The organism is Mycobacterium sp. NS-7484, from assembly GCF_001953975.1.
GTDB lineage: Bacteria > Actinomycetota > Actinomycetes > Mycobacteriales > Mycobacteriaceae > Mycobacterium.
Genome location: NZ_MBEJ01000127.1, coordinates 171,922 through 197,800 on the forward strand (window position 1 = coordinate 171,922; position 25,879 = coordinate 197,800).

The 25,879-nt window shown below is 66.1% G+C and carries 25 protein-coding genes and 2 pseudogenes; 9 read left to right on the forward strand and 18 right to left on the reverse strand.

The genetic code is table 11. The features are described from left to right. Positions 1-77 precede the first annotated feature (77 nt). Complete coding sequence (locus A5733_RS23635) at positions 78-503, reverse strand: hypothetical protein (protein WP_083666409.1); 426 nt, start codon at positions 501-503, stop codon at positions 78-80. Between the two features lie 15 nt (positions 504-518). Then, complete coding sequence (locus tag A5733_RS23640) at positions 519-2,297, reverse strand: alpha/beta fold hydrolase (protein WP_076241853.1); 1,779 nt, start codon at positions 2,295-2,297, stop codon at positions 519-521. Positions 2,298-2,467: 170 nt separating this feature from the next. Here A5733_RS23640 and A5733_RS23645 point away from each other — a divergent pair, with 170 nt between their 5' ends. Beyond that, positions 2,468-3,073 carry a TetR/AcrR family transcriptional regulator gene (locus A5733_RS23645; RefSeq protein ID WP_233152763.1) on the forward strand — a complete coding sequence of 202 codons (606 nt, stop codon included), beginning with the start codon at positions 2,468-2,470 and terminating at the stop codon, positions 3,071-3,073. Positions 3,074-3,080: 7 nt separating this feature from the next. Here A5733_RS23645 and A5733_RS23650 read toward each other — a convergent pair whose 3' ends face one another. Next, on the reverse strand, positions 3,081-4,337 hold the full coding sequence (locus A5733_RS23650; protein WP_067777188.1) for an Ig-like domain-containing protein: 1,257 nt from the start codon (positions 4,335-4,337) through the stop codon (positions 3,081-3,083). Between the two features lie 272 nt (positions 4,338-4,609). On the opposite strand from A5733_RS23650, the gene A5733_RS23655 reads away from it, so the two are divergent. Together A5733_RS23655 and A5733_RS23660 are read left to right on the forward strand one after the other, a co-directional pair. Beyond that, positions 4,610-6,220: a peptide chain release factor 3 gene (locus A5733_RS23655; RefSeq protein WP_076241855.1), complete on the forward strand. Its 1,611-nt coding sequence runs from the start codon at positions 4,610-4,612 to the stop codon at positions 6,218-6,220. 72 nt (positions 6,221-6,292) lie between these two features. Next, a complete protein-coding gene (locus A5733_RS23660) occupies positions 6,293-7,345 on the forward strand; it encodes a DUF2293 domain-containing protein (RefSeq protein ID WP_076241856.1) in 1,053 nt (350 codons plus the stop codon). A 29-nt stretch (positions 7,346-7,374) separates the two neighbouring features. Here A5733_RS23660 and A5733_RS27320 read toward each other — a convergent pair. Next, positions 7,375-7,461 (reverse strand): annotated as a pseudogene (locus A5733_RS27320) (antitoxin); the annotation flags it as partial. Positions 7,462-7,501: 40 nt separating this feature from the next. On the opposite strand from A5733_RS27320, the gene A5733_RS23665 reads away from it, so the two are divergent. Continuing rightward, positions 7,502-10,045, forward strand: a complete 2,544-nt coding sequence (locus A5733_RS23665) for an SEC-C domain-containing protein (RefSeq protein ID WP_076241857.1) — start codon at positions 7,502-7,504, stop codon at positions 10,043-10,045. Here A5733_RS23665 and A5733_RS23670 read toward each other — a convergent pair whose 3' ends face one another. The 5 genes from A5733_RS23670 to A5733_RS23690 all read right to left on the reverse strand — a co-directional run bounded on the left by A5733_RS23670 (position 10,046) and on the right by A5733_RS23690 (position 13,807). After that, positions 10,046-12,355 (reverse strand): esterase-like activity of phytase family protein, encoded by a 2,310-nt coding sequence (locus A5733_RS23670; protein ID WP_076241858.1) that lies wholly within the window; start codon positions 12,353-12,355, stop codon positions 10,046-10,048. 132 nt (positions 12,356-12,487) lie between these two features. Then, positions 12,488-12,865 carry a type II toxin-antitoxin system death-on-curing family toxin gene (locus tag A5733_RS23675; RefSeq protein WP_076241859.1) on the reverse strand — a complete coding sequence of 126 codons (378 nt, stop codon included), beginning with the start codon at positions 12,863-12,865 and terminating at the stop codon, positions 12,488-12,490. After that, complete coding sequence (locus A5733_RS23680) at positions 12,862-13,059, reverse strand: antitoxin Phd (RefSeq protein ID WP_067777167.1); 198 nt, start codon at positions 13,057-13,059, stop codon at positions 12,862-12,864. The genes A5733_RS23675 and A5733_RS23680 overlap by 4 nt, the downstream gene beginning before the upstream one ends. Before the next feature lie 71 nt (positions 13,060-13,130). Then, positions 13,131-13,556 carry a type II toxin-antitoxin system VapC family toxin gene (locus tag A5733_RS23685; RefSeq protein ID WP_198938918.1) on the reverse strand — a complete coding sequence of 142 codons (426 nt, stop codon included), beginning with the start codon at positions 13,554-13,556 and terminating at the stop codon, positions 13,131-13,133. A gap of 11 nt (positions 13,557-13,567) precedes the next feature. After that, a complete protein-coding gene (locus tag A5733_RS23690) occupies positions 13,568-13,807 on the reverse strand; it encodes an AbrB/MazE/SpoVT family DNA-binding domain-containing protein (RefSeq protein WP_076241861.1) in 240 nt (79 codons plus the stop codon). 120 nt (positions 13,808-13,927) lie between these two features. On the opposite strand from A5733_RS23690, the gene A5733_RS23695 reads away from it, so the two are divergent. Then, the gene (locus A5733_RS23695) at positions 13,928-15,967 is read left to right on the forward strand and encodes an OPT family oligopeptide transporter (protein WP_083666411.1); all 2,040 of its coding nucleotides are present in this window, start codon (positions 13,928-13,930) and stop codon (positions 15,965-15,967) included. A 76-nt stretch (positions 15,968-16,043) separates the two neighbouring features. On the opposite strand, the gene A5733_RS23700 is transcribed toward A5733_RS23695, so the two are convergent. After that, positions 16,044-16,427 (reverse strand): type II toxin-antitoxin system VapC family toxin, encoded by a 384-nt coding sequence (locus tag A5733_RS23700; RefSeq protein WP_076241862.1) that lies wholly within the window; start codon positions 16,425-16,427, stop codon positions 16,044-16,046. Next, the gene (locus A5733_RS23705; protein WP_076241863.1) at positions 16,424-16,639 is read right to left on the reverse strand and encodes an antitoxin; all 216 of its coding nucleotides are present in this window, start codon (positions 16,637-16,639) and stop codon (positions 16,424-16,426) included. Before A5733_RS23705 ends, A5733_RS23700 begins: the two co-directional genes overlap by 4 nt. A gap of 205 nt (positions 16,640-16,844) precedes the next feature. On the opposite strand from A5733_RS23705, the gene A5733_RS23710 reads away from it, so the two are divergent. After that, positions 16,845-17,441: a hypothetical protein gene (locus A5733_RS23710; protein ID WP_076241864.1), complete on the forward strand. Its 597-nt coding sequence runs from the start codon at positions 16,845-16,847 to the stop codon at positions 17,439-17,441. Here A5733_RS23710 and A5733_RS23715 read toward each other — a convergent pair. Then, the gene (locus tag A5733_RS23715; RefSeq protein WP_076241865.1) at positions 17,384-18,349 is read right to left on the reverse strand and encodes a mechanosensitive ion channel family protein; all 966 of its coding nucleotides are present in this window, start codon (positions 18,347-18,349) and stop codon (positions 17,384-17,386) included. The genes A5733_RS23710 and A5733_RS23715 overlap by 58 nt on opposite strands. A 111-nt stretch (positions 18,350-18,460) precedes the next feature. Beyond that, positions 18,461-19,120: an NUDIX domain-containing protein gene (locus A5733_RS23720; protein WP_076241866.1), complete on the reverse strand. Its 660-nt coding sequence runs from the start codon at positions 19,118-19,120 to the stop codon at positions 18,461-18,463. A gap of 66 nt (positions 19,121-19,186) precedes the next feature. Between A5733_RS23720 and A5733_RS23725 the strand changes: the two genes are divergently transcribed. Then, positions 19,187-20,590 carry an ADP-ribosylglycohydrolase family protein gene (locus tag A5733_RS23725; protein ID WP_076241867.1) on the forward strand — a complete coding sequence of 468 codons (1,404 nt, stop codon included), beginning with the start codon at positions 19,187-19,189 and terminating at the stop codon, positions 20,588-20,590. A 154-nt stretch (positions 20,591-20,744) separates the two neighbouring features. After that, the gene (locus A5733_RS23730) at positions 20,745-21,449 is read left to right on the forward strand and encodes an endonuclease/exonuclease/phosphatase family protein (protein WP_076241868.1); all 705 of its coding nucleotides are present in this window, start codon (positions 20,745-20,747) and stop codon (positions 21,447-21,449) included. Positions 21,450-21,455: 6 nt separating this feature from the next. Here A5733_RS23730 and A5733_RS28015 read toward each other — a convergent pair whose 3' ends face one another. Both A5733_RS28015 and A5733_RS23740 read right to left on the reverse strand, forming a co-directional pair. Further along, positions 21,456-22,313 carry a hypothetical protein gene (locus tag A5733_RS28015; RefSeq protein WP_076241869.1) on the reverse strand — a complete coding sequence of 286 codons (858 nt, stop codon included), beginning with the start codon at positions 22,311-22,313 and terminating at the stop codon, positions 21,456-21,458. Between the two features lie 333 nt (positions 22,314-22,646). After that, positions 22,647-22,994 carry a DNA-binding response regulator gene (locus A5733_RS23740; protein WP_233152764.1) on the reverse strand — a complete coding sequence of 116 codons (348 nt, stop codon included), beginning with the start codon at positions 22,992-22,994 and terminating at the stop codon, positions 22,647-22,649. 250 nt (positions 22,995-23,244) lie between these two features. Between A5733_RS23740 and A5733_RS23745 the strand changes: the two are divergent. After that, a pseudogene (locus A5733_RS23745) lies at positions 23,245-24,323 on the forward strand (HNH endonuclease). 17 nt (positions 24,324-24,340) lie between these two features. Here A5733_RS23745 and A5733_RS23750 read toward each other — a convergent pair. The 3 genes from A5733_RS23750 to A5733_RS28020 all read right to left on the reverse strand — a co-directional run bounded on the left by A5733_RS23750 (position 24,341) and on the right by A5733_RS28020 (position 25,794). Next, positions 24,341-25,141 carry a hypothetical protein gene (locus A5733_RS23750; RefSeq protein ID WP_076241870.1) on the reverse strand — a complete coding sequence of 267 codons (801 nt, stop codon included), beginning with the start codon at positions 25,139-25,141 and terminating at the stop codon, positions 24,341-24,343. Between the two features lie 117 nt (positions 25,142-25,258). Then, positions 25,259-25,570, reverse strand: a complete 312-nt coding sequence (locus A5733_RS23755) for an Ltp family lipoprotein (protein WP_233152765.1) — start codon at positions 25,568-25,570, stop codon at positions 25,259-25,261. Next, a complete protein-coding gene (locus A5733_RS28020) occupies positions 25,567-25,794 on the reverse strand; it encodes a hypothetical protein (protein WP_233152766.1) in 228 nt (75 codons plus the stop codon). The genes A5733_RS23755 and A5733_RS28020 overlap by 4 nt, the downstream gene beginning before the upstream one ends. Positions 25,795-25,879 lie beyond the last annotated feature (85 nt).

A 25,879-nucleotide genomic window follows, 5' to 3' on the forward strand; every position in this document is an offset into this window, starting at 1 on the left:
ACAATTTTTCCGCAAAATGTATAGCTGAGCTTGCTATATGCCTCTATCAGCGCAACCGAGCGAACCTGGTCAGAACGCTATCCGGCGCCCGAGACGTTCAAGGCGACGATCACCAGAGTGGTCATGGCCGCGAAGCTCAGCATCGAGACGGCGAAGGCCCGTCCCCACCGGCGCCTGGGGGCGACGAACGGCAACACAAACGTCCAAATCAGCCCCAGCGGTAGGTAGGCGATGATGCCGAACACGATCCCGTAGCCGTGCGGATCGGAGGCCGGGTCCGTCGAGAACGCCGAACTCAACATCACGAAGACGATCAACGCCCACAGCGCCGCGGCCCCGCCGCCGATCACCCCGGCCACGCAGCGGATGACCACCGTGGTGGCGTCGTGCCGGCTGTCAGGCGGCCGAACGTAGGCCTGGGGTCCGTACCGGTCGACCCACTCGTGTGGGTACTCCTCGGGCGGCATCTCCCCCACGGCAATCTCCCGGTTCGGTGTTGCCATCAGGATATGGGCGCGTCAAACGGCGATCGTGACGGACCGTCCGGCCAACGGTTCGTACACCGCGAATTGAAAGAGGAAATCGAGGATCGGGTCTACCAGTCCGTCCCACGGCGTCGCCTGCACCGAGTCGGTCGAGGTGAACGGCAACACCACGGCGGTGGCCGTACCGGACGGGGTCGGGATGTCGATGCGCTGTTGCGGTGCGCCGTAGACGCCGTCGTGGGTGCCGTCGTACATGTCGTTGATCCACCCGGCGGAGATCGTCTTGACCGCGTCGATGTTCTGCGGCTGCGAGAAGCCGGCGATCACATACTCGGCGAATTGCAGGATCGGGTTGGCGCCCTGCAATCCGTCGATGTGACGGCCACCGACCAGCATGACGCCGTTGAACTGTCCGGGCCGGGCCGCCTCCAGTTCGTCCCCGACGGTGCCGTCGAGGTTCCACACGTAGCGCTCGGACGAAATCACCAGCACCGGACGGTAATTGGCGCCGCTGAGCTTGGCCAGTGCCTCGGGCATGTCCGTGTTGGTGTCCACGGCGTCCAGTAGCACCACCCCGGCCAGGTCGTCGATGGCGCCGTTGTCGACCATGCGGCCGGCAGCGCCGGTGACCAACATCCCGCCCAGGGAGTGGCCGACCAGGACGACCTTCGACGGCAGCGCGACGGGGTGCCCGGCCGCGGCACTGGCACTCGCGGTGAGTTCGGGACGATCGCCGGCGAACAGGTCGGCCACCGACTGCTGCATCGGCTCGCCGCCGATCCATTGGGCGTCGGGGTCGAACAGGTTCGACGACAGGGTGGGGGCGACCACGATGCTGTTGGTCTCCTCGGCCAGATAGGCCGCGGTGTAGCTGTACATCGGGCCCGTCGCCATGAATCCGTGCTGCAGGTAGATGACGCCGGTCGCCGAGTCCGGGTCTTCGGGGAAGTACCAGTCGGCGCGCACCTCGCGGTTGGAGCCCGGCATGGTCAACGTCGAGGAGCGCACCGTGACGGTGCTGCCCGGCGGGAGCACCGGCGGACCCGAGAACACCTGCAGCGCCGCGCCGACGACGTTGAACACCAACGAGCCGACGATATTGACGATCGGCACCGAAGGCGCCGTCGCGGCGGCACTGGGGGTGGCGGCCACCATCCGGGCGATCGGTCGCGGGGCCGGAGTATCGGCCGCCCGGGTGGTGATGTCGGTGACGTCAGTGACATCGCTGACCAGAGCGCGGCTTCGCGTGATGACGCGGTCGACGAGCGCGCTCGCCTCCGCGACCGGCGTGGTCTCGGCCGCGTCGGCAATCTGGGGTGCTGCCTTCTCGATGGGACGCTCGGTCACGGTGGCCGCCGGTACGGAAACTTCGGGGGTGTCACCCCGCGGCGTGATCTTGGTGCGTGGGAGTGACTGGCGGGCCGTGACTTTCGTCGTCCGGTCGGCGATGTCGTGGACCAGTTCTCGCACCTGCTCCGGTGGCGTCAGGATGTCCGTCACCGCCTCGGGCAGCAGCCGACGCGGACGCTGACGCACCGGCGCACGGTCGGCCGTGGCGGTCGGTGCCGTCGTCGAGGTGTCGGCATCGCTCTTGACGCGGCGCGGCTTTTCTTTGCGGGGTGCGACGCGGGCGGACTTGTCACGTCCGCTCGAGGGTTTGTCGGAGTCGTTGGCGGACTGGCTCGTCGACTTGCCGGCACCGGGCTCGGCATGAGCCATCGGGGCCGCGACGACCATCAGCCCCATCCAGAGCGCGATCACCAACACGCCCCACCCTGCCGCCAACACTGCAATCCGCCCCGGTTTGATCACGCCGGCACGCTAACCGGCGTCGACCGTCCTCCGCAGGAAAATAAACAAATTCGTTGAAATGTTTCATTAATGCAGTCGGTCCGACCCGTCCGGCATACTGAAACCCCAGCACGCCGCCGAAGCAGGACAGCCAATTGTCAGCACCAGAACGCCGCCGACGTGGGCGGCCGGTGGGCGGCGGCAATACCGCCGAGCAGGCTCGCGAGATGCTGATGGACGCCGCCGAGCACCTGTTCGTCACCCGCGGCTACCGGGCCTCGACCATGGAGGTCATCGCCCACGAGGCCGGCTATTCCCGCGCCGCGATCTACCGTCAATTCGCCAACCGCGACGAGCTCATCGCGGCCATGGTGCAGCGCACCACCCAGCGGCACATGTCCTCGATCCTGCCCCGCCTACCCGAGGGGGCCGGGCCGATCGAGCTGTTGGTCGAGAGCCTGGTCATCGTCGCGACCGAGCTGGTCTCCGATCCGCTGCTCAACACGATGGCCGAGCAGACTGCCGACGGCACGATCGCGTCGTTGATCGCCAAGGACTCGGACCTGACCGAGCTGGTGACCGCCACCATCGAGGCCATCTTCGCCGACGACGCCACCCGGTTCCGGCCCGGCGTGCACCCCAACGATCTGGCTCAGTTCATCATCGCGACGTCGTTGAGTTTCCTGGTGAAGGCCGTGCCGGTCGGCAACGATGCCGCCGTTGCGCGGCGCTACATCGAGACGTTCGTCCTGCCGGCCATCGTGACGCAGCCGCCGCCGCCGCGCCGGGTGTTCTGAGCGGCGCTCAGTTCAGCGCGCTGCCCTTGACCCACTGCGCCCAGGGCACCGACCAGTCGCCGTTGTTGGTCGGCTTGAGCGGGTCGCCGCCGGTGTTGCGGATCTCGACGATGTCGCCGGGCACCGAGAAGTTGTAGAACCACTCGGCGTTCTCACCACTGAGGTTCAGGCAGCCGTGGCTCACGTTCTCTTTGCCCTGCGCCCAGATCGTCGAGTTGAGCTGGTGCAGATAGATGCCGTCGATGCTGATGCGGGTGGCCCACGGGATCGTGGTCTTGTAGCCGAGCCGGGAGTTCACCGGCAGCCCGTAGGTCGAGGAGTCCATGACCACCGGATTGGCCTTGTCCATCACGGTGTAGATGCCGCGCGGAGTCCAGAAGCTCATCGTGGTGCCACCGACGGTCTCGGTGCCGCCCATGCCCATCGAGGTCGGCATGGTGCGCACCAGCTTGCCGTTCTCGTAGACCCGCACCTGCTTGTCCTTGTCGTCGGCGACCGTCACGTGGGAGGCACCGATGGTGAACGACACCTTCTCGTCCTGCGCGCCGTAGAGGTCGTCACCGAGCTTGGCGCCGTAGATCGCGGCGTCGACGGTCACCTTGGTGCCCGGCGCGTAGTACCGCTCCGGGCGCCAGTGCGCGGTCTGGTCGTCGATCCAGTTCCACGAGCCGACGGCCTTCGGCTCGGTGATCACCTTCATCCGGCGTTCGGCGGCGGCCTTGTCGGTGACCGGCTCGTCGAAGCGGGCCACGATCACCATCCCGACGCCGTAGGTGGCGCCGTCCTGCAGCGGGGCGTACGACGTCCCGTTGAGGTAGACGCGGGCCTGGTAGCCCGGGGTGACGGTGGTGAAACTCGTGGTCTTGCGCGTCGGCATGCCGCCGGGGCCACGGCCCTCGATCGTCATCGTGTACGTGCGGCCGTAGCCGAGTTCCGTCGTCGGCTTCCAGGTCTTGGCGTCGGGGGTGAGGATGCCCGGGATCTCCTTGCCGGCGTCGTTGACCATCGTGACGCGGACGACGGTGCCGGTGTCGGCAGTGACCATGACGCGCGCCAGCGGGTCGACTTCGGCGTTCGGCTTGGGCGTGATGGTCAGCTTGGCCGGTTCGGTCGGTGAGGGTTGCGGGGCGCCCTGGGGCGCGGCCGCCAACGTCTGGCAGTGCTCGGCGCAGTCCGGCAGGGCCGAGACGACGACACCACCTGATACGGCCAGCACGGCAAGTGCAACCGCCAGGTAGGCACGACGAACAGACGTCAATGTCACTCCAATGTGGTTCGGCGAGGGCCGGATTGAATCGGGTCGTGATCGAAAACCGATCGGTGACCCAATGGTAGCCGGACCGTCCGGGCATCGGTGCGACGCCTCGGGACTGTGGGCGAGTCGTGATGCGCGTGCGGCACGCCGGCGCCGGGAAGGAGACCGACAGGCGATCTGGAAATGCAGTATCACTGGCGATACCACCCGGCGCGGATCACTGGCCGGGTCCCGCTCGATTACGGGTTTGTCCCCGCACGCCCATACCATCGCTAGTCGAGATGACCGATAACGCCCTCGCCGCCACCCCGCACGCTGCCCGGATCGCCGCCGAGGCGGCCCGTCGCCGGACCTTCGCCGTCATCAGCCACCCGGATGCCGGTAAGTCCACGCTGACCGAGGCGCTGGCGCTGCATGCGCGGGTGATCAACGAGGCCGGCGCGATCCACGGCAAGGCGGGCCGCAAGTCGACGGTGTCGGACTGGATGGAGATGGAGAAGGCCCGCGGCATCTCGATCACCTCGACCGCGCTGCAGTTCCCGTACCGCGAGTGCGTCATCAACCTGCTCGACACCCCCGGCCACGCCGACTTCTCCGAGGACACCTACCGGGTGCTGACGGCCGTGGACGCCGCGGTGATGCTCATCGACGCCGCCAAAGGCCTTGAACCGCAGACCCTAAAACTGTTCCAGGTCTGTAAGCACCGCGGCATCCCCATCATCACGGTGATCAACAAGTGGGACCGCCCGGGCCGGCACGCCCTGGAGTTGATGGACGAGATCCACGAGCGGATCGGGCTGCGCACCACTCCCCTGACCTGGCCGGTGGGTATCGCCGGAGATTTCAAGGGTGTGATGGACCGCCGGGAAAACAAGTTCATCCGGTTCACCCGCACCGCGGGCGGCGCCACTGCCGCCCCCGAGGAGCACATCGCCGCGGCCGACGCGCATGCCGCCGCCGGGGAGGACTGGGACACCGCGGTCGAGGAATCCGAACTGCTCTCGGCCGACGGGTCGGACTACGACCGCGCGACGTTCCTGTCCGGGGAATCCTCCCCGGTGCTGTTCACCTCCGCGGCGCTGAACTTCGGGGTCAACCAGCTGCTCGATGTGCTCGTGGAGTTGGCGCCGGCCCCCAGCGGCTCGCTCGACGTCGACGGAAATCGCCGTGCGGTGGACTCCCCGTTCAGCGCGTTCGTGTTCAAGGTGCAGGCCGGCATGGACACCTCCCATCGGGATCGCATCGCCTACGCCCGGGTGGTCTCGGGCACGTTCGAGCGCGGCGACGTCCTCACCCATGCCGCCACCGGCAAGCCGTTCGTCACCAAGTACGCGCAGTCGGTGTTCGGCCAGCAGCGCTCGACGCTCGACGACGCCTGGCCCGGTGATGTGATCGGGTTGGCCAACGCCGCGGTGCTGCGCCCGGGTGACACCCTCTACCGCGACGTGCCGGTGGTGTACCCGCCGATCCCGAGCTTCTCCCCCGAACACTTCGCGGTCGCCCGGGGCACCGACCCCAGCAAGCACAAGCAGTTCCGCAAGGGCATCGAGCAGCTCGATCAGGAAGGTGTCGTGCAGGTGCTGCGCTCGGACAAGCGCGGTGACCAGGCGCCGGTGTTCGCCGCCGTCGGGCCGATGCAGTTCGAGGTGGCCGCCCACCGAATGGCCACCGAACTCAGTGCCCCGATCTCGCTGGAGAACCTGCCGTATCAGGTGGCCCGGATCGTCGAACCCGAGGACGCCGAGTTCGTCAACCGTCAGGTCTCGTGTGAAGTGCTGACCCGCACCGACGGGGTCATGCTCGTGGTGTTCTCCACGCCGTGGCGGCTCGAAGGGTTCCAGCGCGACAACCCCGACATCAAGCTGCGGTCGTTGGTGGCCGCGGAAGGTTAGCCGGCCCTGACTCGACGATCGCACCCCGATGTTTCTCGGGGCGAGACCAGCCTGACGATATCCTCACCGAATATGGCCGGCTCAAAACTTGAACAGCGCGTCGATCAGGCCGCCGAGATGGCCTTCGAAGCCCAGCGATATGTCAGTGCCATCGACGTCTTGCTGCGGTTGGGTTGGTTGACGCCGTCGCACGTCGAACGATGGCGTCAAGGCAGCATCGACTCCTTGGACGACGCTATCCAGACCAACCCGACCAAGGTCGCCGCCGCGCTGGCGGCCCTGCAACGGTGGGCACAGGAGCGCAACCTCAAGCCCTCCGAGACCGACTACGTCAGCCAGACACGTGACCGCCGGGTGCTGCGATTCAGCGGCGACGGCGATGACGCGACCGAACGCATCTACCGAACACACTGGGTGTCACCGGATCTCGATGAGCGCGCAGTCAAGCGGCAGAGTAAACCACCCGAACTCCTGGCGATCATGCCGATCAAGGACTGGACTTGTACCTCCTGCGAGGGAACCGGTGATTACCTGTTCATGGAGGACGCGGGACCGGTGTGCCTGGACTGCGCGGACTTCGGGCATCTGGAGTTCCTGCCGGCCGGCGATGCCGCGCTGACGCGCCGCGCAAAGAAGGCGAGTGGACTGTCGGCGGTGGTGGTGCGGTGGAGCCGGTCGCGCAAACGCTATGAGCGCCAAGGAATCCTGGCCGAAGTGGAGGCGATCCAACGCGCCGAACAGGAGTGCCTGTCCGACGCCGACGCCCGCGCCCGCCGCCGGGAACGCGACGCAGTCCGCCGAGCCGACGAGGATCTGCGCTTCCAAGCCGAGTTGGCCGCCGCCATCCTCGTCCAGTTCCCGCACTGCCCGGCCGACCGAGCTGAGAGGATCGCCCGGCACGCGGCAATACGCGGCAGCGGACGCGTCGGGCGTAGTGCTGCCGGGCGGGCGCTCGATCCGGATGCCGTGCACCTGGCCGTCGCGGCATCGATTCGTCACGAGGACACCGACTATGACGAGTTGCTGATGTCCGGTGTCGACCGACAATCGGCTCGGGATCGGGTGTACGACCGCATCGAGACGGTTCTCGATTCCTGGCGCTCGGGATCCAGCCGGCACCAATAGCGCCACGTCGCGATGCAAATGGGCCAGGCCGTCTCACTCAAGCTTCGATGGGTGTCCCGGGCAATCGGCTGGGCCTGTTTATACAGGTCATCCGGCAAGTCCACGGTGGTGCGCATAGTGCAAAGGAGCGGCCCGGGCCAGTTATAGGGTGGCCCCATGGCGGACGCGTTCGACCCAGTGCAAGCAGTGGCGGAAATCCTGACCGAGCACGGGCCGCTCTCCGAAGACGACCTCATGCAGCGGCTGCGGGAACGTGGCCGGGTCAACCTCGAATTCGACGATCTGCTCGACGAAATCGGTGATCCGATAGACCGATTGCTCGACGAGACCTGGGTGTGGCTACCCACGCTGCTGCACGGTCGGGTGTTCACCCACCGGCTCACCGCCGACGAGGCGGCCCACGATCTCTTGGCCACGACACCCGACCTCGACCCGGTGATCGCACTCAGCAGCGACGAGCAGTTCGGTGGATTCGTCGACGGCTCACCGGCCCAGATAGTTCTACGTTCGGTCGACGCCGAACTGCTCGAACAACGTCAGATCCCCCTTGAGGTGGTGGATCCGCGCGGGGCCCTGCTGCTGCCGTCGGGAACGCTGGCGACGTTGCAGGTTTCCGAGGGCGACCTGGTCGGGGTGCGGTGGACCGGACGAGGCCTGGCAGTGGAGCGCGTCGACGCCACCGGTCAGGCCGAGGTCGGCGCTCGGTTGGCGGCGCTGCTCGATGACCACCCGATCGACTTCGAGACCGCGGTGCAGACATTGTGCGCCGAGGATCCGCAGCTGTTCACCGAGGCTGTGCCGCCGCTGAGTCAGATCGCTGCCGATCACGGCCTGGCCCGCTTCGGTGCCCTGTTGGCGCCGCCGGGTTTTGATTTCCCCGCGTGGCAGTTCGAGCGAGGCTACGAGTTGTTCCGGGACCGTTACGAACTCGATCCCGGCGTCGACGCAGTGGCGGTCTATACGCTGACCAAACTTCACGATCAATTGCGCAGGACGATCGAGACCGCGGGCGCCGAGGGCAGCACGCATACCATCGAAGAACTACTGGAAGATACCGAAGAATCGGCTGATTCCCGCTCGTTCCTCGCCATTGCCAGTGACTTTGGTGAGGTGCTCGCTGACCCGGAGCTCGCCGAGATTCTCGCGGACGCGGCAACCCACACCGGGCGCGCCGGCGCGGCCGCGTTGGGTCTGCTTGCCGAAGCGTTGGAGTCGAAACTGTCGCGGCCGGCCCGGGTGGGTTGCCGGTGGCTGCAGGCCGTCGCCTTGGAGCGCACAGGCGCCGTCGAGCAAGCCGAACAGCAGCTGCTGCAGGCCGAGTCGCTCGACACCACCTGGGAGCCAGTGCTGTTCAACCTGGCCCGGTTTGCTTCCGACCGTGGTGATGTCGAGCGGGCGTTGTCGCTGCTGCGACGCGCCGGTGCCGAGCCGGACGATCCGATGGTCCTCCTGTTGGAGCGGCATCGGGCGCAGCCGCGCAGTGATCTGGGCCGTAACGACGTGTGCTGGTGTGGCTCCGGCCGCAAGTACAAGAAGTGTCACCTGGGCCGGGAGCAGTTACCGCTGGCCGAGCGGGTCGATTGGTTGTACGCCAAGGCTGTCCAACATCTCATGTCGAGCGACTGGGATCTCCTATTGGAATCGGTCAGGTCGGAACGCGGATACTACGCCGAGGACGACGACGAATTATTCGACGCGATAACCGATCCCCTCGTCATCGACGCCGTGTTGTTCGAGGGTGGCGCATTCGGCGAGTTCGTCGACCAGCGTGGGCCGCTGTTGCCCGACGACGAGCGGCTGCTGGCCGAGCAGTGGCTCTTGGTGCAGCGTTCGGTGTTCGAGGTCGAGCAGGTGCAGCGTGGGCGCGGTATCACCGTGCGCGACTTACGGACCGGTGACATCCACGACGTACAGGAGGCGGCCGGCAGCCGTCAGCTCAAAGCGGGTCAAATGATCTGTGCGCGTGTGGTTCCTGCGGGCGACACCATGCAGATCTTCGGTGGTATCGAGCCGGTGGCGCTGCACGAGCGTGCGTCACTGATCGAGCTGCTCGATACCGAACCCGATGCGATCGAACTCGTCGCGTTTCTGACGCAACGGTTCGCTCCGCCGACACTGACCAACACCGAGGGCGATTCCCTCGTCGCGTGTGAGGCGACGCTGCGCGTCGCGGACCCGGCCGATCTTTCGGCGTCACTCGACACCACGTTTGACCGGGTCGCCGACGAAGATCCGCCCCGGTGGCTCGAGCGTGTCGTCACCCACGGCATGCCGCGGATTCGCGCCATGATTGACCTCGACGGCGACGCCCTGCACATCGCCACCAACAGTGAACAACGCATGGACCGCGTGCTGGCCACGCTGAAGCAACTGGCACCGACGTTGGTCATCGTCGAAGAGTCCCGGGTACCCATGGGCGATCTCCGCGAGGCATCCGCTGTGGCCCAAGCACTTTCGGCACGCGGTGCGCAGCTCGACCCGATGAGCCCGGAAGTCGCCGCGGTGCTCAACGAGGCCATCCTCGCCCACGAGGCACAGTGGCTCGACGAACCGATTCCGGCGCTCGACGGCCACACCCCGCGCCAAGCCGCCGACGACCCGACTCGACGCGGCGACCTCATCAAACTGCTCGACTCGTTCCCGGCCGTGCCGGGCGGGATGGATGCCGACCGTCTGCGTAAGGCACTGGGTCTGGCGTAGTTATCCCGCCAACGCCTCGGTGGCCGGTCCGAGATCGAGGAACACCGTCTCACCGTTCGCGTCGTCGAGCCCGTCGTTGTCGGTGATGACGTACAGGTTCTCGTTGCCGGCGATCGCGACGCCCTCGACCTTCTCCTGCACATAGCCGTTGGTGGCTTGCAGGTCCGGTACCAGGTTGCGGGCCAACGTCTTCGGCAGCACGCTGGGCTTGTCCACGCCCGTCGCGCCCGCACCGCCTGGAATCGCCACCCGGTACAGCGCCTTCACCCGCGCGTCGGGCCCGTTGAGTTTGTCGCGTTCCAGGACCAGCAAGTCGCCGTTGTGGAGGCTGATTTCGGACAGCCCGATCCAGTCATCCTTGGCGGTGGTGGCGTCCAGCTGGTAGCCGAACCACTCCCACGCGTCCCGTTCTGGTGTGTAACGTCCGAGCCGGGCCATGCCCTTGGGGTCGGTCTTGAGTTCACGTTGCAGCACCACCCAGACGGTGTCCCCATCGACAGCAACTCCTTCCAGGCCGTTGCTGCCTAGTTGCGCCGCAATGTCTTTGGGCAGCGAAACCCGCTTCTCGATCTTGCCGTCGGCGGCCACGTAGACGATCTGGTTGCCGGGGCCGTCGTCGCCTTCCACCGCCAGCACGAATCCACCGTCGGGCCGGGCGGAGAGGCCTTCGGTGTCGAGGGTGACGGGCGTGCCGTTCTCCGTGATCGGTAAGGCGGTGTCGATCAGGGCCGGCTTCTGCGCCACGTCCACACCGAGAATGCGCGCCGGGCCGTAGGCGTTGTCGGTCGCGGTGTAGAGCCGGTTGGGGTTCTGCGGATCGGGCGACAACGCGCCGAGCGCACCCCATCCGATCGGTGCGCCGTCGAGGTCTGCGGACACGATCGACGGGAAGCTCGGTTTCCCTGCGGTCGCGAAGGTTTTGCCGTAGCCGTAGAGGTTCACCGAAGCCCGCACGTGCGCCTCGGCGTCGTCGGACTCGGAGGAGATGGCCAGCAGGTTGCGCGACGGGATCGGCAGGACACCTTCCGGGCCGGGCGTGGTGGGCAGGATCTGCCGGAACACCGGCGCGGTCGGATCGCTGACGTCGTAGACCGCGACGAAGTTACTGCGTTCGGAGGCGATCAGCGCGGTCGGCTTGCCGCCGAGCTCGGTGATGGCCAGCCCTTCGGGCTCGGGACCCTTTACCTCGGCGCGGCTTTCGATGTGCAGGCCGGTGCGCACCGCAAGCTGTTCGAGGGAGTTGCCGGAATCCCACACCACCTTGCCGGTCGCGGCGTCGAAGATCGTCCAGCCGCGGGTGCCGCCCTTCCAGTCGCCCTCGTTGGCGGTGGCGACGTGGTCATCACCGATCCAGCCGATGGCATCGGGTTCACGCGGGGTGTCGTTGATCGAACCGGTTTGATCGATCGCGTCGTCCTCTTTGGTGTCGATCCCTTCGACCGACTGGCTTCCGGCGGTGAAGATCTTCTGCACCGCCCCGCTGCGGCCGTCGATGACGGCGACGCCGTTGTTCTCCTGCAGCGTCACCGCGACCTGACCGCGGGAGTTGATGCTGACGTACTCCGGTTCGAGGTCTTCCGGGGTGTCCAGCCCGGCGGCACGGGCGGCCTCGACGTCGAAGTCGACTTTGCGGGCCGTCCAGGCGTTCGGCGCGCCACGGAGATCGATCAGCTGCACGAAACCCGTTGGCGGCTGCGGCAGGTCACCTTCCTCCTTGCCGGGCGGGGTGAACTCCTCGTTGCGCTGGTTCTCCATGGCGATCGCGGCGAAGGTGCCGTCGAGGCTGATGGCGATCGAGTCGGGCTGCCCGCCCAGGTCGATGCTGTGCACGCGGGTGCGGTCATCGATCCGGACGATGTCGACGCGTCCAGACGGATGGGCGAAGTCACCGCCGGTGGTGTCCACCACGACCAGGACGACGTTGCCGACGGCGGCCACCGAGGTGGGCTGATCGTCTTTGTGTCCCAGCTCGGCGAGTGAAAGCGTTCCAGTACCAACCGGTTTGGCGGGATCGTGGATGTCGACGAAGCCGATACGCTTAGCCGCGGCATCGGTGTAGATGAGGGTGTTGCCGTCGGGGGTGACGGTGGAGATCTCGGCGACGGTCTCCCGGTCCACCGGGTCGTCGGCCGGCTTGTTGAAATACACCGGGTAGGTGGCGGTGCGGTGGTAGCGATCGGCCTCGGGCAGGTTCCAGTCGATCGGCGAGGTCGCCTTCGGTGCCTCCTGCGGCTTCGCGTCCTCGGTGGAGCAGCCGGCCAGAATCATTGCCGCCGCCGTGGTCACCGCTGCGGCTCGTGCCGTTCTCATCCGTCGCCCTCTTCAGTTGTGCCGATGCGTCGAGGCGAGCTTGGCGTGCACGGATGTCCGGGCGGGCAGCTTTGGGTGAACGGTGCGCAACGGGTGGGTTTCAGAGTGGGCATGCGGTCGGGCGCCGGCCTCTCACCCGCTGAAACCCTTCAGCAAGGTAGCGATCTCACCGAGTTCGCAGTCCTGGACCGCGTCGCCGTTCATCAGACGCTCGGCCCGATCGACGTCGAAGTCCGCGGTGAGTTCAATGCCGTTGATATGCAGGAATGTCCACGCCGACGCCCAGGCGGTGCGTTTGTTCCCGTCGACGAGGGCACGATTGCGGGCCAGGGACTGCAACAGTGCGGCTGCCTTTTCCCACACCTCCGGATAGGCGTCGACGCCAAAGACCGTCGCCCGAGGCCGCGCGACAGCGGCATCGAGCAGACCGTAATCACGCACCTTCAGTTCCCCGCCGAAGGCGATCGATCCCGCGGTGAGGACATCGTCGCGGTCGAGATACTCGATCACGCCAGCCGTCTGTTGAGTTCGGCTGACTTCTCGGCCACGAGCCGCGCCGCCTCGGCCACCCTGCGCTTGTGCATGCTGGCCCGATCCATGACTGCCGCGTGGGCGAACTTCTTCAACGACACGTCATCGACGCGGGCAGCGGCGCGAATCTGCTCCATTTCCGCGTCGTCGAACTCGATGTTGAGCGAAGGCATGCCTCCACGATACCGGTATCGGTACCGAAACCGGTACCAATTTCACGGCGGTCACCGCGCCGGTCGACAGGTCAGCGCTTGACGTCGTTGGCCAGCACCTCGGTGACCACGCCGAGCGTTTCGTAGGTCGATCTGGCGCGTGCATCCCGGGTGACGAGGACGGCATCGTGCTCACGAGCCGCCACGGCCACCAGTCCGTCGTAGGTAGCGACGCCGGCGATGCCGCGACGGGCGAACTCGCGGTGGGCGGCTCGCGCGGCACGTACACCGAGCGAAAACGATTCAGGGAAGTTCTCGTCGATCAGTGTCACCGCGTCTGCTGGGTCGATGCGGGCATCGCCCGGTAAGCGTGTGAGCACGGAATAGGTTTCGGCCAGGGCATGCCCACTCAGCCCCAGCGTGCGCCCCTTGGCCCAGCCGGCCACCATGGCGTGTTGCGGATGCGAGGTGACGAGCAGGGCTACCGCGACGCTGGTGTCGACCGCAGTGACGGGCACCGGCACTGCGGTCAGCGTCGTCCCGAATCGATGAGGGCGAACATCATCTCGTCAGTGACGACCGTGTCGGCCACGGCGACCAGGCGCCCGTCCTCGCCCCGCTCGAGTCGTGCCGTCCTCCCGCCCGGGACGATCTGCAATCCACCCCCGTAGGCCGAGATGTCGACCTTTGTCCCCGGGGTCAGACCCAACGCATCGCGAAGTTGTTTGGGCAGCACAACTCGACCTCCGGAATCGATGATGGCCTCCATGGGATCACGCTACCAGCGCACTCCCATTTGTTCGCCAGGCTTGCCGCGATGCGGATCCAGGGCATCCCCGCAAATACCGCAACGCAACGCTTACCGTGTAAAGACGGATTGGCCGACCACATGACGACGGCCTTGGGGTACGACCGAGAGGATGTCGAGTTGGCCGCCGGAGTACCAGTAGACCCCGTCACTTCTGCCGCGCCGACGCTGCGGGAACTGACCGTCCGCGGGATCCTGCTCGGCGGCGTGATCACGCTGGTGTTCACCGCCGCCAACGTCTACCTCGGTCTCAAGGTCGGGCTCACGTTCGCCACCGCCATCCCGGCCGCGGTGATCTCGATGGCGATCCTGCGCAACTTCGCCAACCACTCCGTCGTGGAGAACAACATCGTGCAGACGGTGGCCTCGGCGGCGGGCACGCTCTCGGCGATCATCTTCGTGTTGCCCGGGCTGATCATGATCGGCTGGTGGACCGGGTTCCCGTACTGGATCACCGTGGCGGTGTGTGCCGTCGGCGGCATCCTCGGCGTGATGTACTCCATCCCGCTGCGCCGCGCCCTGGTGACCGGATCGGATCTGCCCTATCCCGAAGGCGTGGCCGCCGCCGAGGTGCTCAAGGTCGGTGACAGCACCGGCGGCGCCGAGGACAACCGCGTCGGGCTACGGGTCATCGCGTTCGGCGCGCTGGTGTCGGCCGGGTTCGCGCTGCTGGCCAACGTCAAGGTGTTGGCCAATTCGGTTGCGGCGTATTTCCGTGTCGGAGCAGGCGGGTCGATGTTCGGCGCCAGTTTGTCGTTGGCGTTGATCGGCGTGGGGCATCTGGTCGGCATGAGTGTCGGCATCGCGATGCTCGTCGGGCTGGTGATCTCCTTCGGTGTGCTGCTGCCGGTCCGGACCATCGGGGCGTTCGGGGGCGACGAATCCGTGGCCGACGTGATCGACGGCGTTTTCGTCCACGAGGTGCGCTTCATCGGGGCCGGGGCGATCGCGGTGGCCGCAGTCTGGACGCTGTTGAAGATCTTGCGCCCCATCGTCAAAGGCATCACCGACGCGCTGGCCTCGGCCCGCAACCGCCGTGAGGGTCAGCTGGTCGACCTGACCGAACGCGACATTCCCTTCCCCGTCGTCGCGGCCGTCGTGGTGGCGATGCTGCTGCCGATCGGTGTGCTGCTGTGGCAGTTCAGCCGCGGCACCGCGTTACATGGCAGCTCGGCCGGGATCATCGCGGCCAGCGTGATCTTCATCTTCCTCGTCGGCCTGGTGATCGCGGCGGTGTGCGGCTACATGGCGGGTCTGATCGGCTCGTCGAACAGTCCGATTTCCGGCGTGGGCATTCTGACCGTGCTCATCGCCGCGGTGCTGATCAAGGTGGTCTTCGGTCGCGCCGATGACGAGCAGGCCCTGGCGCTCGTCGCCTTCACGTTGTTCGCCTCGGCCATCACGTTCGGCGTCGCCACGATCTCCAACGACAACCTGCAAGACCTCAAGACCGGTCAGCTCGTCGGCGCCACGCCGTGGAAACAGCAGGTGGCCTTGGTGATCGGGGTGCTGTTCGGCGCGGCGATCATCCCGCCGGTGCTGGATCTGATGCAGCAGGCGTTCGGCTTCCTGGGTGCGCCCGGTGCCACCGACCACGCGTTGGCCGCCCCGCAGGCGGCGCTTATCTCCTCACTGGCCAAGGGCGTGTTCGGCGGGTCGTTGGACTGGTCGCTGATCGGGTTGGGGGCGCTGATCGGCGTCGGGATCGTGATCGTCGACGAGATCCTCACCCGCACATCGCGTTTCACCCTGCCCCCGCTGGCCGTCGGGATGGGCATGTACCTGCCGATGAGCCTGACGTTGATCATCCCGCTGGGCTCGCTGTTGGGCTACTTCTACAACCGTTGGGCTGGCCGCAGCGGCTCCGAGGCCGGTGTGGAACGCAAAAAGCGGCTCGGGGTGCTGCTGGCCACCGGCCTGATCGTCGGCGAGAGCCTCTACGGCGTCATCTTCGCCGGGTTCGTCGCCGGCACCGGCAGCGACGATCCGTTCGCGATCTTCCACAACGACGGCAACCTGGCCGAGGTTCTTGGCGTGGTGGGTTTTGCGGCGGTGCTGCTGTGGCTGTACGGCCGCATTCGACGGGTCGCCGGGCGGGCCGCCGTAGACCCCGCGGAATAGTCGGTCGTGAACCGGGTGATCAAGGCCGCGGATTCCGGTCAATATCGAGCAGTAGATCGCGGCGTTGATGCATGGTTCACCGGGGTACGACCGTGATGGCGCACTGCGGTCCGTTGGCCGCGGACAACTGCGAATCCGCCGTTACCAGTGCGCAGTCCAGGTTTTCCGCAAGAGCCACATACATTGCGGCGTGAGCCGTCACGGCGGCGCGAAGTTCCCACACCCGTTCCAGAAGCGGGGCCGCGGCATAGCGAATCAGCCCGACTCTTTTCCAGACATCCAGCGCGCGACTGGCTTGCCCCGGCGTGAGCAGACCCGCCGCAGCGTGTCGACGCAATACGCTGACCACTTCCACGTCCACCAGGTGCGGCGCATGGATTGACTCACCGGCAAGGAGGCGGCGCGCCTGGCCATCGTTCAACAGCGCCGACACGGCCACCGACGCATCAAGAACGATCATCTGCGCTCGGAATCCAGTTCTTTGACAATCGTTTCAGTTGAGACGTTCAGATCGGGCAAAGTGGCCAGCAAGGCGGCATTGTCGACTCGCTGGGACGCAGCGTCGAGTTCACGGATCGCCACGGCAGTCACTGACGTACCCGCTGCGCGTGCCATCCGTTCGAGCCGCTCCATGACGTCGTCTGGAACATTGCGGAGATGCAGCGTGCGCATAGCGCAAAGATACCCATCTGCTTTCTTCTTGCTAGCACTTTGCTAGCAGCGGAGCGAGGTCACGTCAGACCCCGCCGTTATGCTCAAGTTGCTTCCCCGGGTTGCCGTCGCACAGTTCTGATCGAACGGCACACACCGCCAACCACCAGCCGCACCGGATGCGGCGTCATCGGTGTTTGACGATTCGCACGACAGGAGGACCGCTATGACCGACTCCACCATTGCGGGCTATGACATCATCGGCGATGTTCATCGCTGCGCCACCCAGCTGGAATCCTTGCTCGGCCAGTTGGGCTACGAGAGTTCGGGCAGCACAAGCGAATACCGCCACCCCGAACGTCAGGCCATCTTCGTCGGTGACCTGATCGATCGTGGTGACGAGCAACTGCGGGTGCTGCAGGTCGTCAAGGACATGGTGGAGGCGGGCAGCGCGCAGATCGTGATGCGGTGGTGGAACAGCGAGGCCCGCACCCTGCGCGATCTTGCCTTGATCGAAGGCAGTTTCACCACCGCGGCCGGTGAGCCCTATCCCCCACTGCCCGAGCTTGAGCTCTCGCACGGCGACCAGGCCTACGTCTACCCGCCGGGGGTGCCGGTGTTCTACGGCCACTACTGGCGGCAGGGGCCGCCCAAACATCGACACGACTGGACCGAATACACCGCGTGCGTCGATTTCAGCGCGGTCAAGGGCGGGGCGTTGACGGCCTACCGGTGGTCAGGCGAAAAGCAGATCCGCCCCGACCACTACGCCTCGGTGTCGTCGCGGCCACCGACGAGCGCGGCTATCCGTCCCTGCGGATAAGGCAGGTCGATGTCGTTCTCGTCGTAGGCGCGCACGATCTCGCCGCGCAGTTTGCGTTGCACCGACCATTGCGCGTTGGGCCGTGTCTTCACCGTCATTCGCAAGGTGACCAGGTCCGGCGAGAGATCCTGCACACCAAGCATTTCCGGCTTGCCCAGGACCTTGTCGGCCATGTCCGGATCGGCGATGACCTCGCTGGCGGCATCGACAGCTACCTTTTCGGCGCGGTCAAGGTCGGCGGTCAGAGCTACCGGAACTTCGACCCGGGCGACGGCGTAGTCCTGGCTCATGTTGCCCACGCGGGCGATCTCGCCGTTGCGGACGTACCAGAGGGTGCCGTCGATGTCGCGGATCGTGGTGATCCGCAGCCCGACGCTCTGAACCTCGCCGATCACGTCGCCGACGTCGACGTTGTCCCCCACGCCGTACTGGTCCTCCAGCAACATGAACACGCCGGTGACGAAGTCGCGCACCAGGTTCTGGGCGCCGAAGCCGATGGCCAGACCGACCACACCGGCCGAGGCGATGAACGGGGCGATGTTGACGCTGAGCGCGCTGAGGATGGCCAGCACCATCCAGATCAGCAGGACGATCGAGACGGTCGATTTGAGGACCGAGCCGATGGTCTGCGCGCGTTGTTGGCGACGTTCGGCGGCTTGGAGGCCGCTGGTCGTGGCCGAGGCGCGGTCACGCAGGTAGCGCAGCAGCGGGGGCTTTCGGGCCTGCCCCTCCACTTCGCCGCTACGGGCCTTGGCGCGCCTGCCGGTGGTCGCGCGGTCGATCATGCGGTGCAGCACGTACCGCACGATCAACGCGACGACGATGTACGCCACGACCCGGATGGGAACCTCGATGAGCCAATGGCGATTGGTATCCGTCCATTCGAAAGCCAAGTTGGATACATCCATGCACTCGACCGTACGGGGTGACCGGTACCCGAGTCGAGCCTGCTCAGAGGCCTAAAGCGCTGGCCTGCGCATCGTTTTGCGAATGGTGAATTCGGGTAACAACACCTGGACTCAGCTGCTTGTGCGCCGGCGGAACAATTCGGCGGGCCGTCCCCGGCCGCGTGCTGAGAAGTCTCCGGTGGCCTCCAGTTGGTCCTGCATCGTGCGCCGGAAGGTGTCGCGCTGCAATTCGTGGCCGGCGACGGCTTCGTGGATCAGGCGTAGGTCGCGCAGGGTGAAAGTGTCGCCCAGCAGGCGGTCCGGGTCCGGCGCCGTCGCATAGTGGGTGCGAACGTCGGTGACGGCAAGCTCGATGATGTCGGGGTGGTCGTAGATCAACCGTCCGGGCGCCGTCACCGGCATCAAGCGGGTGGTGGTCGCGAAGCGCGTCGCCAGGCGTTCGGCAGGGACGACGGCGAGGTGCGCGACGGACAGTACCCGGCCCCGATCGTCGCGATCGAGGGCGTCGAACACGTGCAGTTGACGTGGGTGCAGGCCGCGGATGTTGACCTTGTCGGCCAGTGACCGCTTGACCGCGTCGGCGAGCACCTCTCCCTCGTGCAGGAACGTCCCCGGCAACGCCCACCCGCTGGCCTGAAGCCGACGGACCTGCAGCACCACCAGCGCGCCGTCGGGGTCGACCGTCAGCACCGCGGTATCGACGGCCACCGACGGGCGCGGGTAATCCTCCAGCCGGCGGTGTCTGGTGTCCCGGTACGGATTCTTGTCCATGTCAGTGCCTCAGCGTACAGTCTGATTTCAATTAGCGCAGACTTGCGCAAAAGAAGGAGGATCCCGATGGCATCACTGCATGACCGCATCGAGGGCGTACTTCTGGGCACCGCCGCCGGTGACGCGCTGGGCGCGCCCTATGAGTTCGAGCCGGCACGCGGGCCGGAACTGCCGGTGGAGATGGCCGGTGGCGGACCGTGGGCACCGGGCGAGTGGACCGATGACACCGCGATGGCGATCGCCATCGCCGAAGTCGCCGCGACCGGGGCGGATCTGCGCGACGCTTCCGCCCAGGATGCGATCATGGCGCGGTGGCATGAATGGTCGTTGAGCGCAAAGGATGTGGGGATCCAGACGCGGTCGGTGTTACGTACCGCAGCGCGTGACGGAGCCCCGTCTGCCGCGGGGGCTCGCGCCGCGTCGCACGCGCTGCACGAGCAGACCGGCCGCACCGCCGGCAACGGGTCGCTGATGCGCACCGCGCCGGTGGCGCTGGCCTACCTCGACGACGAGGACGCCATGGTCGAGGCCGCCCGGGCGATCAGCGAGCTCACCCACTTCGATCCCGACGCCGCCGACGCGACCGTGTTGTGGTGCTGCGCGATTCGACATGCGGTGTTGACGACCGAACTCGACGCTCGAATCGGCTTGGGCCATCTGGACTCTGACCGCCGTTCGGCGTGGTCACAGCGATTGGACGAGGCTGAGGCGGCCCGACCGGCGGACTTCGCGAACAACGGATGGGTGGTCGCGGCGTTGCAGGCGGCGTGGTCGGCGATCGTCATGACGGCCGGCGAGGGGCGTGGTCCGGGGCATCTGCGGCGCGGGCTCGACGCGGCGGTGCGGTGCGGCAATGACACCGATACCGTGGCCGCGATCGCCGGCGGGCTGCTCGGCGCGGCGTATGGGGCGTCGGCCGTGCCGTTGCAGTGGCGGGCGCTGCTGCACGGGTGGCCGGGGATGCGGGCGCGCGGGCTGGTCGGGTTGGCGGCTGCCGTGCACGCCAAAGAGCCGGTGTCTGATCCGGACTATTCGTGGTCGGCCGCAGATATTCTCACGGTTCATCCCCATGACGAGCAGGTGCTGCTCGGCAGTGCGAGTGCACTGCGACGGTTACCGGCCGAGGTGTCGGCGGTGGTGTCCCTGTGCCGGATGCCCGACGGCCACGTGCCCGACGGCATGCCCCATGTCGAGGTGCGGCTGATCGACAAGGTCGACTTCGACGAGAATCCGCATCTGGATCATGTGCTGATGGATGCGGTGAACATGGTGGAAGAGCTTCGCGCGCAGGGGCATACCGTGCTGTTGCACTGCGTGGAGTCCTACAGCCGCACGCCCACGGTGGCCGCGCTCTATGGTGCGCGGCGGCAGGGTATCGGGACCGAGGAAGCATTGCGTGATGTGCTGACGGTGCTGCCGGATGCGAACCCGAACCCGGTGTTCCGGGAGGCGTTGCGGCGGTTGGGGTGAGACGGCCGCACTTGAACTGCCGTAGCCGAGCCGCCGTCACCGTACCCTCGGATCACCGGGTGTGATATCCGTGGGCTCAACGGACTTGTCGGTGCCCTCGTTCATACTGTCCGGCTCGCTGGAGATTCCACGTCGAGCGAGAGGACACTTCCCGATGACGCTGCGAATCGCCACGTTGAACATCCGACACGGTGGCCGGAAATTCGGTGACGCACTCACCGCACGACTGCTCGGCTATGACGCCGACGTTCTGGTGGTGACCGAGTTCCGGGACAACGACACCGGCGCCCGGCTCATCTCGCAGTTGGAGGACGCCGGCTATGAGACCACGCACCCCAAGGTGTCGCCGACGCAGAACACGGTGCTCATCGCCTCCCGCACGCCTATTGACCGGGCGTCGACGTTCACCAGGGATCTGCCGGCTCACCATTTGTGGTGCGCCGAGTTCGCCGGCGTCATCGTCTGCGGTGTCTACCTGCCGCAGGCCCACGCGAAACTTCCCTACTGGGAGGCATTGATCGACCGGGCCCGCCGCAGCGGCGTCGATCTGCTCATCGGCGACTTCAACACGGGCAACAACGATCTCGACAAAGAACCCAAGGGCACAAGGTTCATCGGACCGGAGATGCCCGGCCGTTTGATCGCATCGGGCTACACCGACGTGTGGCGGTCCTTGCATCCGGACGCCCGCGAATACTCGTGGTTCAGCCGGCCCGGAGGCAATGGGTTTCGTCTCGACTACGTATATGCCACACCGGAGTTCGCTCAGCAGGTGAGTGCGTGCGAATACGACCACGCGCCACGGCTTGCCGGGGAGACGGATCACTCGGGATTGGTCGTGACGTTGACTGAGGGGTAGTGCGCTTTACCGCCATTCGTTGTCACACACTGTGCAACGCCACTTCTGTTCAGTGGGACAGCATCCGCCGGCGTGCAACCACGGTCCCCACGCCTCGATGTTGGCGGGCATGCCGTACTGGATCATCTGGGTACGCTGCCCACCACAGCGTGGGCACTCAGGATGCTGGGCGAACTTGAAGTCGATGAAGGAGCGAAAGTTTCCGTCGCGCATCCGGTCTCGGCAGCGTAGGCAGAGGATCGCCGGCCAGTCGCGCGCAGCTGATCGGATCGCCGCCCGGAATGGACCGCGCACGCGGGAACTGCCCGGCGTCCTGATCGGCGATGCCGGGTCGGGACGCGGCAGCGGATCAGCGGTATGAACGTGTATCCGATCGCGGGCCTCGAGTCCGGTCAGGTCGATCTCCGTGCCACAGCCTTGGCAGTCGCCGGTGAAGCGCAACAGATTACGGGCGGCAGCGACGGACGAATGGCCCCAGCGATAGTAGGGGTCGCCGTATACCGGACTCTCGTGCAGCGTCAGGATCATTCGTTCAGCAGCATCATCGTCGAGGCGCCAGTTGGCGAACGGTTCGTCCCCAAGATCGAGCATCATCGCCAGCGTGGTCAGGTCCACAAGCTCGGCGTTGGACGGATCGAGCATCGCTCCGCCCAGGCCGCCGTCATGGTCGATGCGAGCGAGCACCGTCAACACCGAGACCGGGTCGGTGCCCAGCACCACGATGGCGTAGTCACCGGGACGGGTCTCCCCGAAGGCGTACCGCCACGGTTGGTACGCCGATTTCGGCTCCAACAGCGTGATGACACCGGCCTTCCAGTCGGATGCTTCGAGGATGTGAAGACGGTGGTGGATCGTTTGCGACATACGTCAATTATCCCAGGTGGGTATGACATTTCACCGTGGACGATCTTCGCTGGGCAACGGGCCGCGGGCGTTCGCTGGGCGAGCGGAGATACCTGATCCCAAGACATCACATGCGTCACAACAGCACCGGAAACCATCAAGACAGTCGATATCGGAATGCGATATCACGGGTGATACCACGGTCGCCCTGAAGGATGGCCAGCACTCATCCCCAGACTTCACCGCCCGGTCCGAGCCGGGTCGGCCAGCGTCGACGTGCATCGAGTCGTCGGCCAATCCTGAACTCAAGAATCACCGCGGCGGAGGTCGCTGACCGTTTCCGCGAAGCCAGGTTTACAGGTCATCGACACTGATGTAGCCGTCCTGGATGGCCCGAGCGAGCAGTGCGGCCTTGCTCCGTGCCGGGCGTCCCGCCCGCTCGTACTTCTCACGGATCCGTTGCACGTAGGTCCGCACGGTGCTGTCGGCGAGATACAACGTCTCCCCTACCGCGGCCTTGGTGTCCGCCTTCAGCCACGCGATCAAGATCTCCTGCTCGCGCGATGAAAGGTCGACGCGCACACCCCGCTCGGCTGACGGATTGACGGCGTGCGTCGGCAATGGCTTCAGCGCGGGCATCCGCCCCGCAACCTCGCAGGCGCAACGGGTCTCGGTGGGGAACGTCTCCATCTGGATGGTCATCGGACACTCTCCGTGTGTTGGTCGGAATGCCCGCGTGCGCGAGCCGACCAGAATGACAGAGGCCACCGACAAGTCGACTACAGCGAGCAGCCACGGCGTCGGGTGCCGCCGAAGCCGAGGCGCGTTGGCTGTTCGATCGAGACCAGCGCCTGAGGTTTTCGAAGGCATAGCCGGGCTCAGAATGCGATATCACCGGCGATACCAGGTGCCATGCCACCACCGAGACGCCGCGCCGTGGTAACAAAGTCGTGTGCCCGAGGCCATCGATCCCCTGCTGCTGGGCCAGCGCGTGGTGGCGATCCTGGAAACCGGCGTGCGGGTGGCGACGTACAAACTGGCCACTCTCATGGCGCTGATCGACCACTGCATCGAGAACCTGCCGGAGCATCCGTCGGATCCACTGCCGGTGCACATCCCCGATCTTGCCCACCGGGTGTTGGAGCTGTATTGGCGCCAGGTGCGCCCGTTCGAGGGGCACGACCTTCGGCAGTCCACCGGTGAACGCGAGCGAATCCCTCGCGCCGTCAGGGCATTACGGTCGGCCGCGGCCGGCAAGTCACTGAGTGTCGCGATGACGACGGCGCCGCAGGTCTATCAGGCGTCCATCGATGAGATCGGCCTGTGCCTGGCGCAACAACCGTTGTACCGGCTGCAGCGGCTGCCGGGCGCCGACACCAATGAGCCGTTTCTCTACGACGACAGCTTCCTGCACTCCAACGTCTCCGCCGCACGCTGCGCGCTCACGGGGACGCGATCGAGTTGATGCCCGGGGTGGCGGCCGGCCTGGCGCGCCTCGCCGGTCTGCTCAAGCCGGCGCTGGAGATCATGTGGGTCGATGATGTGCGGCGGATGAACAAGTTCCTCAGCGCCGAGGTGCCCGACGTCGCGGGCCATTTGTTCGGCCGCGACCGCACCGCGCTGGCCGCCGTGCGGGAGCCGTTCAAGGAGGCCTTCACGCCGCACTGCTTCTACTGCAAGGCGCATCTGCCGGCGGACAACCCGATCGACCATGTGCTGCCCTGGTCTCTGGTCGGTATTGACGGCCTGGCCAACCTGGTGCTGGCGTGCACGCGGTGCAATACCGACAAGCGGCACGCGCTGCCGGCGGTCGAGATCGTCACGGAGGTGCTGGGGCGCGATCAGGCAGTACTGGGTCAGATCGCCGACGAGATCCGTTGGCCCACTGAGTACAACCGGGTGGTCGCGGCAGCGCGTGGAATCTATGCCAGCCAACCGCCGGGGATTGCGACGTGGTCGGGGTACAGGTCGAGTGTGCGGCTGGATGTCGCGTTCGTGCCGGAGTGGACCCGGGGAACGACGGCCCTCTAGCGGTGTTCTCGGTGCACCTACGCAGCTCCCCCGTCACGCGCTTGCTGAATCTGGTTCTTGATCTCTCGATACGCCTGCACCCGAGCCATCACCGCATCCACCGCCGAATCCTGGTGCGTGGCTTCAGGGGTGGCCTCGATGCCGTAGAGCATCGCGCTGAGCTTCGCGTGTAGCTCGGCGCGATGCTCGGCAACCCGTGCGTCCTCCCGTTCGGTCCGTAGCGACTTGTCGATCAGTTGTGCTTCCTTGGCGCACTTGCCGATGAGCTCGACCCGTTCCGTCGCCGCCAGTTCCAGGTTGGCCGCGGTTTTCTTGGCCTCCGCGAGGATCTTGCGATCGTCGGCGCTGGGTTTGTCCAGTGCCGACAGCTTTTCGATGACGCCCCGCAGCGCGTACGCCTTCTCGAAGTTGTCGGGGATCCCTTTGATGTCGGCACTGAAGTCGACGTCGCCCAACCAGCCGGCGCGGGCGGCTTCGGATGCAGCCACCTGCTTGACGGCGCTGAGCGCGGACTCGACCAGCGCGGCGTTCTGCTTGCCGAGCGTGTCGATGCGCCGTTGCTTTTCCTGGCGGATCCGTTCTTCACGTTGACGTTTGGTGTCCGCGGCGCGTTTCACTTGCTCGGCACGCGCCCGCTTCTCCGCCTCATAACTGCGTTGCTCCAGGGCGACGACAATCTTGTAGCCGCCCCAGCTCACCAGAACGATCACCGTGATGACACCGAGGGCGATCCAGACCGGTTTCGGCACCAACGCGATGAGCACGATGACGAAGAAGACCAGCCCGCCCACACCCGAAGAACCTTTATTGCTGCTCATGATTTACCTCCACAGACGCGTTTATGCGGTGCCGTCCTGTTGATTTGGTTGGGCCAGAACGGCTCCCGTGGACGCAAGGTCAGTGCTCACGGGAGCCGCTTGGTGTCACGCCGGTCACTACAGCCCGGCTGCGGTGGCTCCGTAGGCTGCCTGCGCCGGGGTGTACCCCTCGTACTCGAGTTGGTTGATGAGTCCACTACGCGAGAATCCGGAATAGTCCAGGTAGGCCTTGGCAGCCTTCGCGGCTTGTGCATTCCAGTCCACGGTGATGCTGTCGACTGCGAAGGTCGCGTCTGCGGTTGAGAAACCCTCGTATTCCAATTGCTTGATGAGCCCCTGGCGTGAAAAGGCCGTGTAGTCGAGGTAGTCCTTGGCGGTCCGTACCGCATTGCGCTGACTGGCCGTCGAGGCGGGTTCCAACGGGATCATGGGTCCGGAAAGAGCGTGGGTATGCGGCAGCCGTGTGCTTCGATGCTGGTGGCGGCGCCGGTCAGCTGTACCGACGGGGCCGCCACGTCGAGTCCGCCGGCGATGGCGCTGACCGCCCACAGTGCGGCGCCACTGACGGCCAACAGGAGGCCGACGGCGACGCGGCGATTCTTCTTTGTCTTGACTCGCGCGGTGGTGGCGGCCTGCACCTGGTAAGTGATCATCGTGTGCTCCATTCATTGTTCGTGGTCGCTCGCACACGCGAGCCGAACAGAATGACAGAGCCCACCGACAAGTACGTTTTCGACG